The sequence below is a fragment of the Massilimicrobiota sp. SW1139 genome (assembly GCF_012027715.1).
In the GTDB taxonomy this organism is placed as follows: domain Bacteria; phylum Bacillota_I; class Bacilli_A; order Erysipelotrichales; family Coprobacillaceae; genus Allocoprobacillus; species Allocoprobacillus merdigallinarum.
The window spans coordinates 1-14,762 of the sequence record NZ_SJOR01000024.1 but is presented as its reverse complement, the minus strand read 5'-3'; the positions used below and the strand labels follow the sequence as shown (position 1 = coordinate 14,762).

Annotated in this window: 16 protein-coding genes and 7 tRNA genes; 21 read left to right on the top strand and 2 right to left on the bottom strand. The window is 30.5% G+C overall.

Going from position 1 to position 14,762, the window contains the following annotated elements; genetic code table 11:
• The first annotated feature begins 20 nt into the window (after positions 1–20).
• The 11 genes from E0K96_RS10625 to E0K96_RS10575 all read left to right on the top strand — a co-directional run bounded on the left by E0K96_RS10625 (position 21) and on the right by E0K96_RS10575 (position 4,086).
• Positions 21–362, top strand: a complete 342-nt coding sequence (locus E0K96_RS10625; protein ID WP_087244542.1) for a hypothetical protein — start codon at positions 21–23, stop codon at positions 360–362.
• An 83-nt stretch (positions 363–445) separates the two neighbouring features.
• Positions 446–521 (top strand) — tRNA-Asn (locus E0K96_RS10620).
• 7 nt (positions 522–528) lie between these two features.
• Positions 529–604 (top strand) — tRNA-Glu (locus E0K96_RS10615).
• Between the two features lie 3 nt (positions 605–607).
• A tRNA-Val gene (locus E0K96_RS10610) sits at positions 608–683 on the top strand.
• A gap of 9 nt (positions 684–692) precedes the next feature.
• A tRNA-Thr gene (locus E0K96_RS10605) sits at positions 693–768 on the top strand.
• A gap of 9 nt (positions 769–777) precedes the next feature.
• Positions 778–853, top strand: a tRNA-Lys gene (locus E0K96_RS10600).
• 7 nt (positions 854–860) lie between these two features.
• A tRNA-Leu gene (locus tag E0K96_RS10595) sits at positions 861–943 on the top strand.
• 5 nt (positions 944–948) lie between these two features.
• A tRNA-Gly gene (locus E0K96_RS10590) sits at positions 949–1,022 on the top strand.
• Between the two features lie 563 nt (positions 1,023–1,585).
• A complete protein-coding gene (locus tag E0K96_RS10585; RefSeq protein WP_168083106.1) occupies positions 1,586–2,245 on the top strand; it encodes a hypothetical protein in 660 nt (219 codons plus the stop codon).
• Between the two features lie 68 nt (positions 2,246–2,313).
• Positions 2,314–2,646, top strand: coding sequence for a DUF5640 domain-containing protein (locus tag E0K96_RS10580; RefSeq protein ID WP_168083104.1), 333 nt, complete (start codon positions 2,314–2,316; stop codon positions 2,644–2,646).
• A 312-nt stretch (positions 2,647–2,958) separates the two neighbouring features.
• Positions 2,959–4,086: a hypothetical protein gene (locus tag E0K96_RS10575; RefSeq protein WP_168083102.1), complete on the top strand. Its 1,128-nt coding sequence runs from the start codon at positions 2,959–2,961 to the stop codon at positions 4,084–4,086.
• Between the two features lie 740 nt (positions 4,087–4,826).
• Here E0K96_RS10575 and E0K96_RS10570 read toward each other — a convergent pair.
• Positions 4,827–5,018, bottom strand: a complete 192-nt coding sequence (locus E0K96_RS10570) for a hypothetical protein (protein WP_087936036.1) — start codon at positions 5,016–5,018, stop codon at positions 4,827–4,829.
• Between the two features lie 162 nt (positions 5,019–5,180).
• Between E0K96_RS10570 and E0K96_RS10565 the strand changes: the two genes are divergently transcribed.
• The 10 genes from E0K96_RS10565 (at position 5,181) to E0K96_RS10520 (ending at position 14,169) form a co-directional block, all read left to right on the top strand.
• The gene (locus tag E0K96_RS10565) at positions 5,181–5,528 is read left to right on the top strand and encodes an ArsR/SmtB family transcription factor (RefSeq protein WP_087303987.1); all 348 of its coding nucleotides are present in this window, start codon (positions 5,181–5,183) and stop codon (positions 5,526–5,528) included.
• 17 nt (positions 5,529–5,545) lie between these two features.
• A complete protein-coding gene (locus tag E0K96_RS10560) occupies positions 5,546–5,764 on the top strand; it encodes a cation transporter (protein WP_168083100.1) in 219 nt (72 codons plus the stop codon).
• An 82-nt stretch (positions 5,765–5,846) separates the two neighbouring features.
• On the top strand, positions 5,847–7,721 hold the full coding sequence (locus E0K96_RS10555; RefSeq protein WP_168083098.1) for a heavy metal translocating P-type ATPase: 1,875 nt from the start codon (positions 5,847–5,849) through the stop codon (positions 7,719–7,721).
• A 90-nt stretch (positions 7,722–7,811) separates the two neighbouring features.
• Positions 7,812–8,672, top strand: coding sequence for a YitT family protein (locus tag E0K96_RS10550; RefSeq protein ID WP_168083096.1), 861 nt, complete (start codon positions 7,812–7,814; stop codon positions 8,670–8,672).
• A 55-nt stretch (positions 8,673–8,727) separates the two neighbouring features.
• Positions 8,728–9,549, top strand: a complete 822-nt coding sequence (locus E0K96_RS10545; protein WP_168083094.1) for an Mrp/NBP35 family ATP-binding protein — start codon at positions 8,728–8,730, stop codon at positions 9,547–9,549.
• Between the two features lie 184 nt (positions 9,550–9,733).
• Entirely contained in the window at positions 9,734–10,768 is a 1,035-nt protein-coding gene (locus E0K96_RS10540) for an NAD-dependent epimerase/dehydratase family protein (protein WP_168083092.1), read from the top strand.
• Positions 10,769–10,886: 118 nt separating this feature from the next.
• On the top strand, positions 10,887–12,257 hold the full coding sequence (locus tag E0K96_RS10535) for a UbiA family prenyltransferase (RefSeq protein ID WP_168083090.1): 1,371 nt from the start codon (positions 10,887–10,889) through the stop codon (positions 12,255–12,257).
• Complete coding sequence (locus tag E0K96_RS10530; protein WP_168083088.1) at positions 12,254–12,760, top strand: LytTR family DNA-binding domain-containing protein; 507 nt, start codon at positions 12,254–12,256, stop codon at positions 12,758–12,760. Before E0K96_RS10535 ends, E0K96_RS10530 begins: the two co-directional genes overlap by 4 nt.
• Positions 12,757–13,113, top strand: a complete 357-nt coding sequence (locus E0K96_RS10525) for a hypothetical protein (protein WP_168083086.1) — start codon at positions 12,757–12,759, stop codon at positions 13,111–13,113. The genes E0K96_RS10530 and E0K96_RS10525 overlap by 4 nt, the downstream gene beginning before the upstream one ends.
• A gap of 96 nt (positions 13,114–13,209) precedes the next feature.
• The gene (locus E0K96_RS10520; protein ID WP_168083084.1) at positions 13,210–14,169 is read left to right on the top strand and encodes a Gfo/Idh/MocA family protein; all 960 of its coding nucleotides are present in this window, start codon (positions 13,210–13,212) and stop codon (positions 14,167–14,169) included.
• 87 nt (positions 14,170–14,256) lie between these two features.
• Here E0K96_RS10520 and E0K96_RS10515 read toward each other — a convergent pair whose 3' ends face one another.
• Entirely contained in the window at positions 14,257–14,703 is a 447-nt protein-coding gene (locus E0K96_RS10515; RefSeq protein ID WP_168083082.1) for an S-ribosylhomocysteine lyase, read from the bottom strand.
• Positions 14,704–14,762: the final 59 nt, after the last annotated feature.

Below are 14,762 nucleotides of genomic sequence, written 5' to 3'. Positions count from 1 at the left end.
TAAATGGGAGGAAAAATAGTATGCCGTATATAACATTTACAACAACAAAAACATTAACATTAAATCAAGAAAAAGCATTAAAAGAAAGTGCTGGTCAATTAATTTCTATTTTACCTAATAAAAAAGAAGAAAACTTAATGATTCATATTGAAGATAATCAAGTCATGTATTTTAGAGGACAGGAAATGGAATGTATGAAAATATCTTGTCAGCTTTTTCATACAACTGATTATCAATATAAAAAAGAGTTTGCTGAAAAATTATTAAAAGAAATTGAACGTATAACAAAAATACCTGTGGAACAGCAATATCTTTCAATTCAAGAGTTTGAAAATTGGGGTAAAAATGGAGAATATTTATAGAAGTCAAAATGACTTCTATTTTTTTTAAAAAAAGACTTGCATTACATGAAATGATATGATAATATATTTAGGCAATCAAAAATGCTTGAATAGCTCAGTTGGTAGAGCAATCGGCTGTTAACCGATCGGTCGTAGGTTCGAGTCCTACTTCAAGCGCCATTTTTGTGGCCTGTTGGAGAAACGGTTAACTCACATGCCTTTCACGCATGCATTCACGGGTTCGAATCCCGTACAGGTCACCATATGGAGGTTTAGCTCAGTTGGGAGAGCATCTGCCTTACAAGCAGAGGGTCAGCGGTTCGAGCCCGTTAACCTCCACCATTTTTTTATGCCGGCTTAGCTCAATTGGTAGAGCAACTGACTTGTAATCAGTAGGTTGAGGGTTCAAGTCCTTTAGCCGGCACCATATATTTATGACCCGCTAGCTCAGTAGGTAGAGCATCTGACTTTTAATCAGAGGGTCAGGCGTTCGAGTCGCCTGCGGGTCACCATTTACATGCGGATGTGGTGAAACTGGCAGACACGCTAGACTTAGGATCTAGTGCTTCGGCGTGCAGGTTCAAGTCCTGTCATCCGCACCATACTCGCGGGTGTAGTTCAATGGTAGAACTTCAGCCTTCCAAGCTGACTACGTGGGTTCGATTCCCATCACCCGCTCCATTTTATTAATAAATCAAAAAAATGCTGAGTATATCAACTAAATATCTATTTTGGCAAACTCAATAACACTGGTTCGGCTATAAGCTATGTTGTAATCAACATAGCTTTTTTGTGTTTAAATTCAAAAGGAGGGTTGATATATGGATGTTTTAGCTATAAAAAATTTGAAGTTGAAAGGAAGCAATGCTATAGAAATGGTAAAAAAGAATCCGAAAAGGTATGCATTATGAAAGCAATATCCATTGGATGATTTGGATAGACTACAGTCTTTTAGTAGTTTACTTATAAAGGTTTCTGATTATCCTTCTTATCATTTCAATCAAAAACAACTTAAAATGTTAAAAAAAGCTCAAAAATAACCAAGAAGATAATCTGTTTGTAGAAAAGGATGAAAGTGAAAATTTGAAACTATGATATATTATTTTTTTTGCATATGAGATATTTATAGACAGTCGTTGAAAAAAACTATAAAATAAAAGTGTTCAAAGAGAATAAAATCTTGTAAATACATAAAAAATATCATTTATGTATAGATTTTTAATCAAGAGAAGGTGTAAGAAAAGATGATTACTTTTAAATTAATTCTACAATTGATTACTCATTTTTCTGTATATGTTTCTTATGGTTTTCATAAATATCCGTTGGGGTTAATATGCTGGATTGCATTCTGTTTTTGTGTACCTATTTATAGTTTTTGGAACATGAATATTGATTTAAAAAACCTAAAAAGCATTTCAAAAAAATATATTTTCTTATTGGTGCTATTATTCTTAGGGCAATTTTTTGCTTTTTTATTACTAGGATTAACCCTTTTAGCAGGAGAATTTCTCGTTATTTCAAATTCCGATTTAACGAGTCCTTATTTTTATATTGAAATATGTATAATTGCTATAGTTTATGAATTTTTTCAGTGGAGAAGAATAAAAAAAGGTGATTTTTTGCCAGATGACAGTGATATAGATGAATACATATCTGAATTTACATTGCCTTTTAAAATGATTTTGTTAATCATTGTATCATTTATGTTTTTGGTTACTGATTTAGAAAATGTTTTACCTCATTGGGGAATGACTCTATTTGGAAATACAATTGGGCAATGGATATATAATATATTCTTTTCGCTTGCGATAAGTTATATGGTTGAAATGGTTGTAACTATTATTCAATATGTCATTATAAAAACTTTTAAACTTCCGTTTAAAATGATTCGTTCAAAACACTAGTGAAAATTTGAAGATTTAGCTTTAGTATTTTTTCAATTATAAAAGAAGAATGTAAGGAGAATATGTATATGAAAAAGATGATTTTATTAGTTATAATGTCAATGTGTATCTTAACAGGATGTAATAGTAGTGATAATAATGGAAGTGATGATATTATTGGTAAATGGCAAGGAAGCGATATAGAAAGTATTGAATTCAAAGAAGATGGAACTTTTACTATGAGTGATAAAGGTACTGATACGAAAGGTACATATAAAATTGAAGAAAATCAAGTTTCTTTATCTTCTTCAGAAAATGGTGTTATATTTAATCCATCTTATTATTTTGAAGTTGAAAATGATAAACTATTGTTAAAGCGAACTGATCATGATTTTGAGTATCATTTCGCAAGAGAGAAGTAAATATAAAAAAGCGCAATGCTTATGAAAACAGTCCTCATATGGAAATTTTTAATAATGTGATAGATGGCAAATGACTGGCTGTTCAGTAACACATAATATGGACGAAACTCTTGATGAATTTATCGGGTATAAAAGATATAAATAGAACGAGAAAATTGATTGCGTTTGATAACTTACGATTAACTATCGTAAGTTTTTTTATAGAATAGTGCAATAATTGACAACATATACAATCCAATATACAATGAAAATGAAGATGACATCAAAGAATGATCTGCACTCAAAAATAATAAATAAGTGAGAAGGAAAATTATGAAATCAAAATTTATCATCATTATTATTTCATTATTAGTGATTATCTGTCTAACAGGTATAAGTTTTCAATTCAATAATAATCATCATTCACCTTTTTCAGGAAAAGGAAAAGTTGTATTGATAAGTGAAAAATCAGTCAATCGTGAAATGATTGATAAGATTGATCCAAAATATAAATCTATAACAATAACTGTATTGTATCCATCAAAAGTCGATTTATATCACTTTGATAATGAAGATGTTGTGGCTGTAGATAAAGAATCACTTTCATATTTAGAGACAAAAGAATTCATAAAGGATTATATTCAAGAAAATTATATTTTATTTGTTGGAAATAATGCTATTGAAAATCTTTCCAATGAATTAGATCTTGTTTTTCAAAATAATCAGCCTATTTATTCATTAAATACAGGTGAACTGATTTCAGATGAACTTGTTGAAATGCAAGGAAGTTTTTCAGTATTCAAATATTCAGAAAATATAGATTTAAAAGATGGAATTGAAACTGTATTTTTTAATGAGGATTCTCTTTCTATAGAAAGTTATTTGATTCCTTGTTTAGATGATCTGATTGATAAAAATCAATATCATTTTAAACCTCAAGGATCTAATATGAGTAGACATTATCTATTCAATTCTGATACGAAATTACCAACAAGCACATATTTATATACAGCTCATGATTTGTATCAGGATACTAATGAAATTGATGATCAAAAAGATTATTATTTATTAAAGACAAAAGCCTGCTTTTCAAAAGATGGTCAATATTTTACGCTTTTGCAGCATTGTTCTCCTGATACAAAGACAACAATTTTAGAAAGATATCCTACTCATCTTGATAATGCAACATCATATTCTTCCTATCCATCTGATAGTGTTTTGGTTTCCTATTCAGGGCCAAAAATCAATGTATCATCAAAATTCTTAGAAGAAAATTCTAGTATGTGGACTATAGATGGACAGACATTTTTAAATGAAACAGGTTTTGATTTTGAAAATGTATTTGAATTTGCATCACTAGCTTCTGTCGAACAAGGAAGTCAGCTTGAGTGGACATATCAAGTCAAAGCGTTAGATCAAAAGTCAAATGAAACAGAATCAAATGATATATATATTTTTTGATATATTTTTATGGAAGAATTCAATTTAACAAGAGATGATTTTAATCTAAAGAAAATAACAGATATGTTTTTCTTAAAATGACCATAGAAAGTGAAGATAACGTCTATAATTTTGTAATCAATATGAAAAAAATGGAGGTTAACAATGAAAAAAGTATTTGAAAATATAATCGTTAAGATTATTTTCTCTATTTTTATAGTTTTTTTGTAGGTGTTCCATTAGCTCAATTTTTTGTAAGTCTAATGCTTGGAGACAACTATAATTTTGTATTGGCTTATATTTTGGCTATGCAAATTCTTATTATTTTTTTAATTATACTTTTTGATTTTATCACGATTAAAATAAATATGAATGAAATCATTAATGCATCTAAATAATACGAAAAAATGATACAAAATATTTTGTTCATTAAGTTTTATTCAGTAAAATGGGTATTTAAATAAAATAGAATGCAAAATATATATTGGAATCTTTTTATAATGGATCTTATTTTGCTTATAATGCTATTGGATAAAAAGATTGTTTGGAAAAGGGCGTAAAAATGATTCACTGATTAGTAGCACATTTATGAAAAGACGTTTCTTATTTTTGAACGATTCATAGTATTCAGCAATAAAGAAGTCAAGATATTAACAAGTCTCTATCTTTGACTTCTTTTATGTTTCATATTTGCAGTTTTTTGAAAAATGAGATTCTTTATGAAGAATGGGAAACGAAATGAAGAAATAACATGATTTGTGTTATTGTTTGCTTTCTTTAGGGTAATTGATAATGATGATAAATATGAAAATGATACTAATGAGTTTTAAACCAACTGATAGACCTAATAGAAAACCATGAATAAAAGATGGTAAAGTAACAAAAGAAACAATCCAAGATATGATTTCTCCTATTATTAAACATATGAGCCCAGTTTTTAATTTTTTTAGCATAAAACTTCACTCCATTCTTAATATTTTATCTACTATGATACTAACAGAAAGAGAAGAATCAAATCTATCAAATTTATGTAAAGTTTTTATTGACAAAGAAGAATAATAGTAATATATTTATATATGAAGAAGTGTTCATATGTTCATTGAAAGGATGATGTTATGGGATTGAATCAAGAAAATTTAGAAGTTCATGAAGATATTGTCAAGCGAGTTCAAGATAAACAGCCAGATGATGAATATTTATATGAATTAGCTGATTTATTTAAAGTTTTTGGGGATACAACACGTATCAAGATTCTCTATGCATTGTTTGAAAGTGAATTATGTGTAGGAGATATCGCATTAGTTTTAGGAATGAGTCAATCAGCAGTGAGTCATCAGTTGAGAGTTCTCAAAGATAGTAAATTGATTAAATTCAGACGTGAAGGAAAGGTTATTTTTTACTCATTAGATGATGATCATGTTAGAACAATCATGTCTATGGGTATGGAACATGTAGAAGAATAAGAAAGGGGAAAAAGAAGATGAAAAAGACATATAAAGTTGATGTAGATTGTGCAAACTGTGCAGCTAAAATGGAAGAAGCTGTTAAAAAAACAGAAGGTGTGAAAGATGCAACTTTAAGTTTTATGACTTTAAAACTAAAAGTTGAATTTGAAGATGGTGTTAATGTTGATGAAGTGATGCAGGAAGCTTATAAGAATTGTAAAGTTGTAGAAGATGACTGTGAAATTTATTTATAGAATGAATTCCCTTGAAAAGGGATATTTATTTAGATGATATATGAATGAGTGAACATATATTAAAATGAATGGGAGTGTTATGATGAATAAAAAACAAAAGAAAGTTCTTTATAGAATTCTGTTATCTTTAGGATTCATGATTGGAATCATGATTTTAACTTCATATGTTTCTTTAAACTTGTATATTGAAGTGATTTTTTATTTGATACCTTATTTCATTATTGGGTATGATATTTTAAGAAAAGCGATAAAAGGTATATTAAAAAGACAGGTTTTTGATGAAAACTTTTTGATGGCGGTTGCGACTGTAGGCGCTATGTGTTTAGGTGAATTTAGAGAAGGTGTCGCTGTCATGCTGTTTTATCAGATTGGCGAATTGTTTCAAAGTGTTGCAGTGGGAAAGAGTCGTCGCAATATTGCCGCATTAATGGATATTCGTCCCGATTATGCTAATATGATGATAGATGGTAAGCTTCAAAAAGTTGATCCTGATGATGTTGAAATAGGTAGTGAAATCATTGTCAATCCTGGCGAAAAAGTACCTATTGATGGTATTATTGTTGAAGGGAATACAACATTTAATACGAGTGCTTTGACAGGTGAAAGTGTACCTAGAGATGCACATTGCGGGGATGAAGTGATTAGTGGTTTTATTAATATGAGTGGTGTGATTAAAGTTCAGACAACAAAAGAGTTTGACGAATCTACCGTTTCAAAAATTCTTGATTTGGTTGAAAATTCAAGTATGAAAAAATCTCGTTCAGAAAACTTTATCACAAAGTTTGCCAAATACTATACACCAGCAGTTTGTTATAGTGCATTGGCATTAGCGATTATTCCACCAGTTGTTTTGATGTTGATGGGGAAAGATGCCTCATGGGGTGATTGGATTATTCGTGCGTTAACATTCCTCGTTATCAGTTGTCCATGTGCTTTGGTTATTTCTATACCACTCAGTTTCTTTGGTGGCATTGGTTGTGCTTCAACAAAAGGAATTTTGGTGAAGGGTTCTAATTATCTCGAAGCTCTTGCCAGTGCCAAATATATTGTTTTTGACAAAACTGGAACACTGACAAAAGGGGTTTTTGAAGTAACGCATATTGATCCAACTGATAATTATGATCAACAGCAGTTATTGTATTATGCTGCTCATGTCGAAATGGCTTCAAGTCATCCAATCAGTTTAAGTTTACAAAAGGCTTATGGACAATCATTGGATAGAGATGCTGTGCATAATATTGAAGAAATTGCTGGACATGGTATTCGTGGAACTGTTCATGGACATGATGTTTATGCTGGTAATGAAAAACTGATGAATAAGATAGGTGTAGATATCACAGAAAAACATCCTGAAGGAACAGTTGTGTATATGGCCATAGATAATCAATATGCAGGATGTATTGTGATTTCTGATGTGATTAAAGAAACCTCAAAAGCAGCGATTCAGTCTTTAAAATCACAAGGAATCAAAGAAACGATTATGTTAACGGGAGATACAAAACAGACTGCGACAAAGGTTGCTAAAGAGATTGGTATTGATCGTGTTTATAGTGAACTTTTACCAGCTGATAAGGTTGAAAAAGTTGAAGAAATATTACAAAACAAAGGTGAAAAAGAAAAAGTGGCTTTTGTAGGTGATGGTATTAATGATGCGCCAGTTTTATCACGTGTTGATATTGGGATCGCGATGGGCGCTTTAGGTAGTGATGCAGCGATTGAAGCAGCTGATATTGTGTTGATGGATGATGATCCGGCTAAGATTTCATTAGCTATGAAAATTTCATTAAAAACATTAAGAATTGTCAAAGAAAATATTGTGTTTGCTTTAGCTGTTAAATTTATCTGTTTAATTTTAGGAGCATTTGGTATAGCGAATATGTGGCTTGCTATCTTTGCGGATGTTGGTGTGATGGTCATTGCTGTCATTAATGCGACGAGAGCTTTACGAATTCGATAAAAATGGAAGATAACAGAAAGTCCATCTGTTATCTTTTTTTTTAGATTTTGAAGTGATATAATAGTACCTTGTGAAGAAAGGGTGTATGTGATGAATTATAAATTCATAAGAAATATTATAGGAATTCTTATTGGAAATACGATATATGCTTTAGCTGTTTTATTATTTATTGTTCCTAATGGACTGATTACAGGTGGATCAACAGGATTATCCATTGGTGCACAGCATTTATTAGGAATTCCAATGACTTTATTTTTATCTATTTTTAATATTTTGATGTTTTTACTTGGGTTACTGATTTTAGGTAAAACCTTTGCCTTAACAACATTAATTAGTACTTTTTATTATCCATTGATTTTAAGTGTTTTTGAAAAAACAATAGGTTATACCCAAATGACAACTGATCCATTACTCGCTGCATTGCTTGGTGGAGTGATGATTGGTGTAGCGATTGGACTTGTTATTAAATGTAATGCTTCCACAGGGGGAATGGATATTCCACCATTGATTATTAATAAAAAGACAGGAATACCTGTATCCGTTTCTATGTATGCTTTTGATTTCTTGATTTTATTAATGCAGGTGTTTTATACCGATCGAGAAATGGTTCTTTATGGTATTGTTTTGGTGGCGACATATACCATTGTTTTAGATAAAGTTCTGGTCGTTGGAAAAGCACAGACAGAAGTCATGATTGTGTCTAAGGAATATGAACAAATTAATGATATGATTATTCATGAACTTGATCGTGGAACAACAATGTTAAAATCTATTTCAGGTTATATGAAAAATGAATATCCTGTGATTATGACTGTGATTTCTAACCGTGAATTACCGAAATTAAATCATCTGGTTTTAAATATTGATGAACATGCTTTTATGGTTGTCAGCAAGGTGAACGAAGTGAAAGGAAGAGGATTTACCTTTAAAAAGGAATATATTGAGTCATAATAGTGAAAAAGAAAGACAGATAGGTTATAATAGAAAAGAATGTGGAGGTTATATTATGAGTAGTCAAGACTGTAATCATGATTGTCAATCATGTCAGGAAGATTGTGAAGAAAGAAGTTTTTTAGCTCCAATGAATAAAAATTCAAAAATACATAAAGTGATTGGAGTTGTCAGTGGTAAAGGTGGTGTAGGAAAATCATCTATTACGTCTTTATTGGCTGTTTTAAAACAGCGTGAAGGATACCGTTGTGCTGTATTAGACGGTGATATTACAGGACCATCAATTGCGAAAACATTTGGTGTTGAAGGTACACAGATTTATTCTAATGGAGAAGAAATTATTCCAGCCAAATCTTTAGAAGGTATTGAGATCATGTCAACGAATCTTTTGTTAGAAAATGCAGAAGAACCGGTTGTATGGCGAGGACCTATTTTAGCAGGTATGATTAAACAATTCTGGAGTGATGTCAGATGGGGCGAAGTGGATTATATGTTTGTAGATATGCCTCCAGGAACTGGAGATGTCCCTTTGACAATTTTCCAATCTTTACCTTTAGATGGTATTGTGATTGTGACAAGTCCACAGGAACTTGTCAGCATGATTGTTTCTAAAGCTGTTAATATGGCAAAGAAAATGAATGTTCCTATTTTAGGTATTGTGGAAAATATGAGTTATGTGCAATGTCCTGATTGTGGAAAGAAGATTTTTGTCTTTGGAAAAAGTCATCTTCAAGATGTGGCAGATAAATATGATTTAAAGATATTAGGACAATTACCTTTAGATAGTGAATTAACACAACTTTCTGATATGGGAATGATTGAAAACTATTCATCTGATTGGTTAGATGAATTTGAAGAAAAAGTGAAAAACTTTTAAAAAAGGTCTATAACATGTCATAAACTGATTTTTGATGTTTATTGAGGTTATAGACCTCTTTTTGATAAAAAGAAGATGGGATAAAAGTCAGAGAATATGATGAATCATAGAATTTTAAAAAGGATTTTCAAGGATTCATTTTATTGATATAATAAAATTATCAAAATAAATGGAGATGAATAAGATGATACTTACAAAGAAACCTTTAAAAGTTTTATTAATTGGTGGAACAGGTACAATATCTCTGCCTATATGTGAAGCATTAAGTCAAAATCAGGATATTGAATTATACGTTATGAATCGTGGACATAAGTCTTTACCTGAACATGCTCATCAGATAATCTGTGATTTTCATGATACTGCAAAAATGGAAGAAATTTTAAAAGATTATTCTTTTGATATTGTTTGTAACTTCATTATCTATAAGCCAGAAGAAGCTATTAAACAAATTCAGTTATTTAAAGGAAAGATTCAACAATATATCTTTATATCTACAGTTGTGACATATAATCATGAAACAGCTGTGATGATTCATGAATCACATGAACAAAATAATATCTATTCTGAATATGGAAGAGAGAAAACAAAATGTGAACAAATCTTTATGAAAGCTTATGAAGAATTTGGTTTTCCTATTACGATTGTGCGTCCTTCACAAACTTATGGATATGACCGTATTCCTTTAAGTGTCAAAGGAAAAAGCTGTTGGAGTGTGGTTGATCGTATTTTAAATGATAAGCCAGTCATTGTTCATGGTGATGGTAAGAGCACATGGCATTGTACTCATAATCAGGATTTTGCTTATAATTTTATTCAACTGATTAATAATGAAAAGACAATTGGTCAGGCTTATCATAATATTAATCCTGTTGTGGTGAACTGGGATATGATTTATCGTGATTTATATGCCTTATTAAACAAAGAACCAAAAATCATTCATATTGCCAGTGATACATTAGCACTCTCTCAAACTTATGATATTGAATCATCAATTCTAGGAGATAAGCAATATTCATGTCTGTTTGATATGTCAAAAATTCAAAGAGATATCCCTGATTTTCAAAATCATATTATGATTCAGGAAGGGTTGAAGATGTATCTTGATTATATGGATCAGCATCCAGAAAAGAAAGTCAAAGATGAAACATTTGATCAATGGTGTGATCAGGTGATTGATTCTTATCAGAAATTTATTCAAGAAATCAAGGGTCATTTTTAGGGATTAACGCAATCCCTTTTTTATTTGGCAACTAAGACATGTTTTTGGCTATGTGAGAGAATATTTAACCTTTTTTTTATGCAATCATGTATAATCATAAGTGAAAGAGGTGAGTAGGATGGGAATCGGTATCATAGCTTTAGGACTCTGGTTGCTTCTAGGTATTTCGTTTTCAATCAATAGCATAGAACTTTTTCCAGATGCTTTATCAATGATGGTTATTATGGTGGGAATTGTCATTGTTTTTAGAAGAGTGAAATCAAGAGAACTGCTGATATCTTTAGGATTATGGATAGTCAGTTTTGTAATGGAACTGTTTCAATTGTATTTTTTCAACCAGTGGATTTGGTTACTAGCATTGGCATTTGTCTATATAGGGATTGATCATATAGCTGTTGATTATCCTGCTTTAAAAAAATATAGATATAGCTATCGTATATATTTGACAGTTTATGTGATGATTTTATTGTTGGGTGAATTGATTTTGAAAACAAATGAAGCATCTTTCATGCTAATAGCTGCCTTTTTCATGATTGTCTTAGAAATAGTTTTGATTATGGTTTTATATCATATGATCAAAATCAATCATTTTTTAGAAGAAGATTATATCCAAATCCATGTTCAATCTTTATCCTATTCATTTCATCAAAAAGCAATCATTATTGTTCTTTCTTTAGCGAGTCTTTTAGGTATTGTCTATATGAAAGATGGCTTTTTAAAACAGATCCAACAGGAAGTTTTATATGAAGAATCATACTATTTAAAAGTGAACGAAGAAGATTATAAAATCTTGCCTTTTGGTTATCGAAAAGAACAACAGAGTACACTGTTTTTAGAAGAAGAACTTGTATCCTATACACCTATTGAAATCTATATTCGTCAGGATTTATTCAAAGACTTAAGTCAAGTTGAATATCAGATTTTGAGTCACAATAAGGCCATTGTATCTTCATCAGGACCGTTTCAGACTGTTGAATATGAAGAAGGAGAAACGACACCATTTCCAGGTTATGTAGGTGTATATGTTCAAGATGATCGTTATAGTGAGATTCAAAATATTCAAGATTATACAAAATCCTTCAATTTTGTATTAAAGCTTTATAATCAAAATGGCGAGTGTTATTATCAACAGATGTCGACTTTAGAACAAGTTTCATCTCATAGTTATCGTTATGAGGATGAAAATATCTGTATGGAAAACCTGAAATATGATATGAATGTTATCACTGATCCACCACAACAGATAACATTAAAACAAAATCAAGATCAGATAACAGATATCCTGTTTTATACAGTCAATGAAAATAATGAAGAAAACTTGATTCTGATGTATAATAATGTTCTTGATCAAAATCGTTATGAACTTTTCTTCGATAAACGTTTTATTCATCAGCCGTTAGATCATTTATCAAAACTAAAAATAAAATATCAAGATGAAAATAATCAGGTTATTGATTCTTACATCTGTGAATTGGAGGAAGTTCTATGAAAATCATATGTACACCCGATCATCTTGATACTTTAAAATCTATGCTAAGAGAATATCAACAGTTAGATATTGTCATTGTAGAAAAAGGTTTTGATTATGAAGGCATGTGTTATTACTTTTCTATGGAACATATAGAAGATTTGATTTTATACTTACAGAGTTTGCATCAAAAATATGTTCTCTGTTATGCTGATGAAAAACAATACAAACTTTTACCTCAACAAATTGATTTTATTGAAGGTTATTCACAGGAAGCTTTTATTCATAGTGAACATCTTCAATATCAGATCTATCAGAAGCTTTATGAATTAGAGGAAAAACTGAGACCTTATGGTTTTGTTAGAATTAATAAATCAACTCTAGTCAATATTCATAAGATAGAGAGTATTATACCAGAGGTTCAAAGAAGATATATTCTGACCTTAAAAAGTCAAAAAAAGCTGTTATTGACACGTTATTATGTAAAGGATTTTATGGAAACGTTAAGGAGGGATACTTTATGAAAGAGAGAATAGGCATTCATTATGGAATCAGCTTTATTTATCTGGTTATTATAAGAAATCTCTTAGGACAGGGATATCTTTATACAAACTATTCCTCTGCTTTTCAAAAGAGCCTGATTTATTGTCTAATTTTATCAGCCTGCTTAACGATTTTGTTAGAAGCCTGGCAGATGTTTAAAGAAGTTTATATACATCGTTTCAAGATTCAAAAAGTCATGGCTTTTCTATGTCTTATTGCTATGATTCTACTGGTTTATTTACAGTCTTTATATTATAGCGCTATTATACTGTTTCTTCTTTTTTACATATGTCGAGATGGTTGGCGTTATTATCAAATGAATAAATCATTATAAGCATGTAGAATCTCTTTGAATCAGTTTTATTCTTGTATAAATTATATTCAAAATAGATAGGGAAGGTGTATAATGAATGTATGGAGGTAAGGCTATATGATTCAATGGGGAATATTGGGAATAGGAAATATTGCCAAACGTTTTATAAAAAGTTTAGAAAAGAGTACAAATGGTCAATTATATGCAGCTGCTTCTTATACAGAAAGCAAATGTGAGGAATTTTTAAAAGAACATCCGGATGTTAAGGTTTATCATGATTATGAAGATTTATTAAATGATGAAAATGTAGATGCTGTGTATTTGGCAATGAGGCATATTGATCATTATCGTTGGGCTAAAAAAACTTTACAACATCATAAAGCTGTTCTTTGCGAAAAACCAGCGACACTTTATAAATGGCAAATGGAAGATTTAAAACAGGAAGCAATCAAGAATCAAACATTTTTTATGGAAGCCATGAAAACACGTTTTATTCCTTTGATTCAAGATATTAAGGATTGCTTAGAGAATAAAGAAATTGGTGAACTGTTAAGTGTTGAAACAAGCTTTTGTTATGACAGGGATTATTTAGAAGGACATTATTTGTTTGATCAAGAACAAGGTGGTATTCTCAATGATGTTGGCAGCTATAATGTGGCCAGCACTTTGGATTATATACACTCTCCAGTTGCTAGAATTAATTCTCAGGTGCAATTTCGTTATGGCGTTGATAGTCATGAAAAGGTAACAATCACTTTTGAAAGTGGACAAAAAGCTTTGATGGAAATGGCTTTTGATGAAAAGAAAGATCCTATCTTAGAAATCAGAGGAACCAAAGGAACAATTTTAGCACAGCCTTTTTATCGTCCTACACAGGCTACAATTATTGATGCCACTGGAACAGCGCGTCAGATTGAAACACCTTATATCAATGATGATTTCTTTGGTGAAATTGAAGAAGTTCATCGTTGTTTACAAGCGAAGCTCATAGAAAGTCCACGTATGAGTTTACAGGATTCTATTGATTGTATTGATATGATTGAAAAAATTCGACAGAATTTTCAAAAAGATGGTTAAAAAGTATGTTATTTTGATAATGATGTTAGGATATCAAATAAAAGAATCTAAAAGAATGATATTTATTCTTTTAGATTCTTTGTGTTTTTAAAGATAATGATATTCATGTTCCCATGAACTGTTTATAAAAAAGAGAGCGGCTTGTTTCGCTTTGGTTAAATCCATATAAGTATAATTTCCACATTCTTCTTTTTTCGCACCAGGTATATCTTGATTCCAACAGGCAATCTGTTCAAAAGTCGTTTTGACTAATGTTTTAACTGTTTCAAAATCTAAATCCTTTGTAATGAGATAAAACCCAGTCATACAACCCATAGGACCAAAATAAATAATCTTATCTTTATAGATACCATTTCTTAAAAGTGTTGCCCCTATATGTTCAATTGTATGAGCAGCTTTAGGATCTAAAGGTTCATCAACATTAGGTTCGCACATTCTGATATCATAAGTTGTCAGATGATCGTCTATTCTTGAAATATAGACCCCCTTTTTTAATTGAGTATGATCAACGCTAAAACTTGTAATTCTTTTCATATATTCATACCTGTTATGAAGTGACCTTTGTCAAGACATAAATTCACAATTCATAATAT

What these genes read in the sequence shown, in the direction of transcription:
- E0K96_RS10625 (WP_087244542.1), top strand. Translation starts at nt 21, where the DNA reads ATGCCGTATATAACATTTACAACAACAAAAACATTAACATTAAATCAA.
- E0K96_RS10585 (WP_168083106.1), top strand. Translation starts at nt 1,586, where the DNA reads ATGATTACTTTTAAATTAATTCTACAATTGATTACTCATTTTTCTGTA.
- E0K96_RS10580 (WP_168083104.1), top strand. Translation starts at nt 2,314, where the DNA reads ATGAAAAAGATGATTTTATTAGTTATAATGTCAATGTGTATCTTAACA.
- E0K96_RS10575 (WP_168083102.1), top strand. Translation starts at nt 2,959, where the DNA reads ATGAAATCAAAATTTATCATCATTATTATTTCATTATTAGTGATTATC.
- E0K96_RS10570 (WP_087936036.1), bottom strand. Translation starts at nt 5,018, where the DNA reads ATGCTAAAAAAATTAAAAACTGGGCTCATATGTTTAATAATAGGAGAA.
- E0K96_RS10565 (WP_087303987.1), top strand. Translation starts at nt 5,181, where the DNA reads ATGGGATTGAATCAAGAAAATTTAGAAGTTCATGAAGATATTGTCAAG.
- E0K96_RS10560 (WP_168083100.1), top strand. Translation starts at nt 5,546, where the DNA reads ATGAAAAAGACATATAAAGTTGATGTAGATTGTGCAAACTGTGCAGCT.
- E0K96_RS10555 (WP_168083098.1), top strand. Translation starts at nt 5,847, where the DNA reads ATGAATAAAAAACAAAAGAAAGTTCTTTATAGAATTCTGTTATCTTTA.
- E0K96_RS10550 (WP_168083096.1), top strand. Translation starts at nt 7,812, where the DNA reads ATGAATTATAAATTCATAAGAAATATTATAGGAATTCTTATTGGAAAT.
- E0K96_RS10545 (WP_168083094.1), top strand. Translation starts at nt 8,728, where the DNA reads ATGAGTAGTCAAGACTGTAATCATGATTGTCAATCATGTCAGGAAGAT.
- E0K96_RS10540 (WP_168083092.1), top strand. Translation starts at nt 9,734, where the DNA reads ATGATACTTACAAAGAAACCTTTAAAAGTTTTATTAATTGGTGGAACA.
- E0K96_RS10535 (WP_168083090.1), top strand. Translation starts at nt 10,887, where the DNA reads ATGGGAATCGGTATCATAGCTTTAGGACTCTGGTTGCTTCTAGGTATT.
- E0K96_RS10530 (WP_168083088.1), top strand. Translation starts at nt 12,254, where the DNA reads ATGAAAATCATATGTACACCCGATCATCTTGATACTTTAAAATCTATG.
- E0K96_RS10525 (WP_168083086.1), top strand. Translation starts at nt 12,757, where the DNA reads ATGAAAGAGAGAATAGGCATTCATTATGGAATCAGCTTTATTTATCTG.
- E0K96_RS10520 (WP_168083084.1), top strand. Translation starts at nt 13,210, where the DNA reads ATGATTCAATGGGGAATATTGGGAATAGGAAATATTGCCAAACGTTTT.
- E0K96_RS10515 (WP_168083082.1), bottom strand. Translation starts at nt 14,703, where the DNA reads ATGAAAAGAATTACAAGTTTTAGCGTTGATCATACTCAATTAAAAAAG.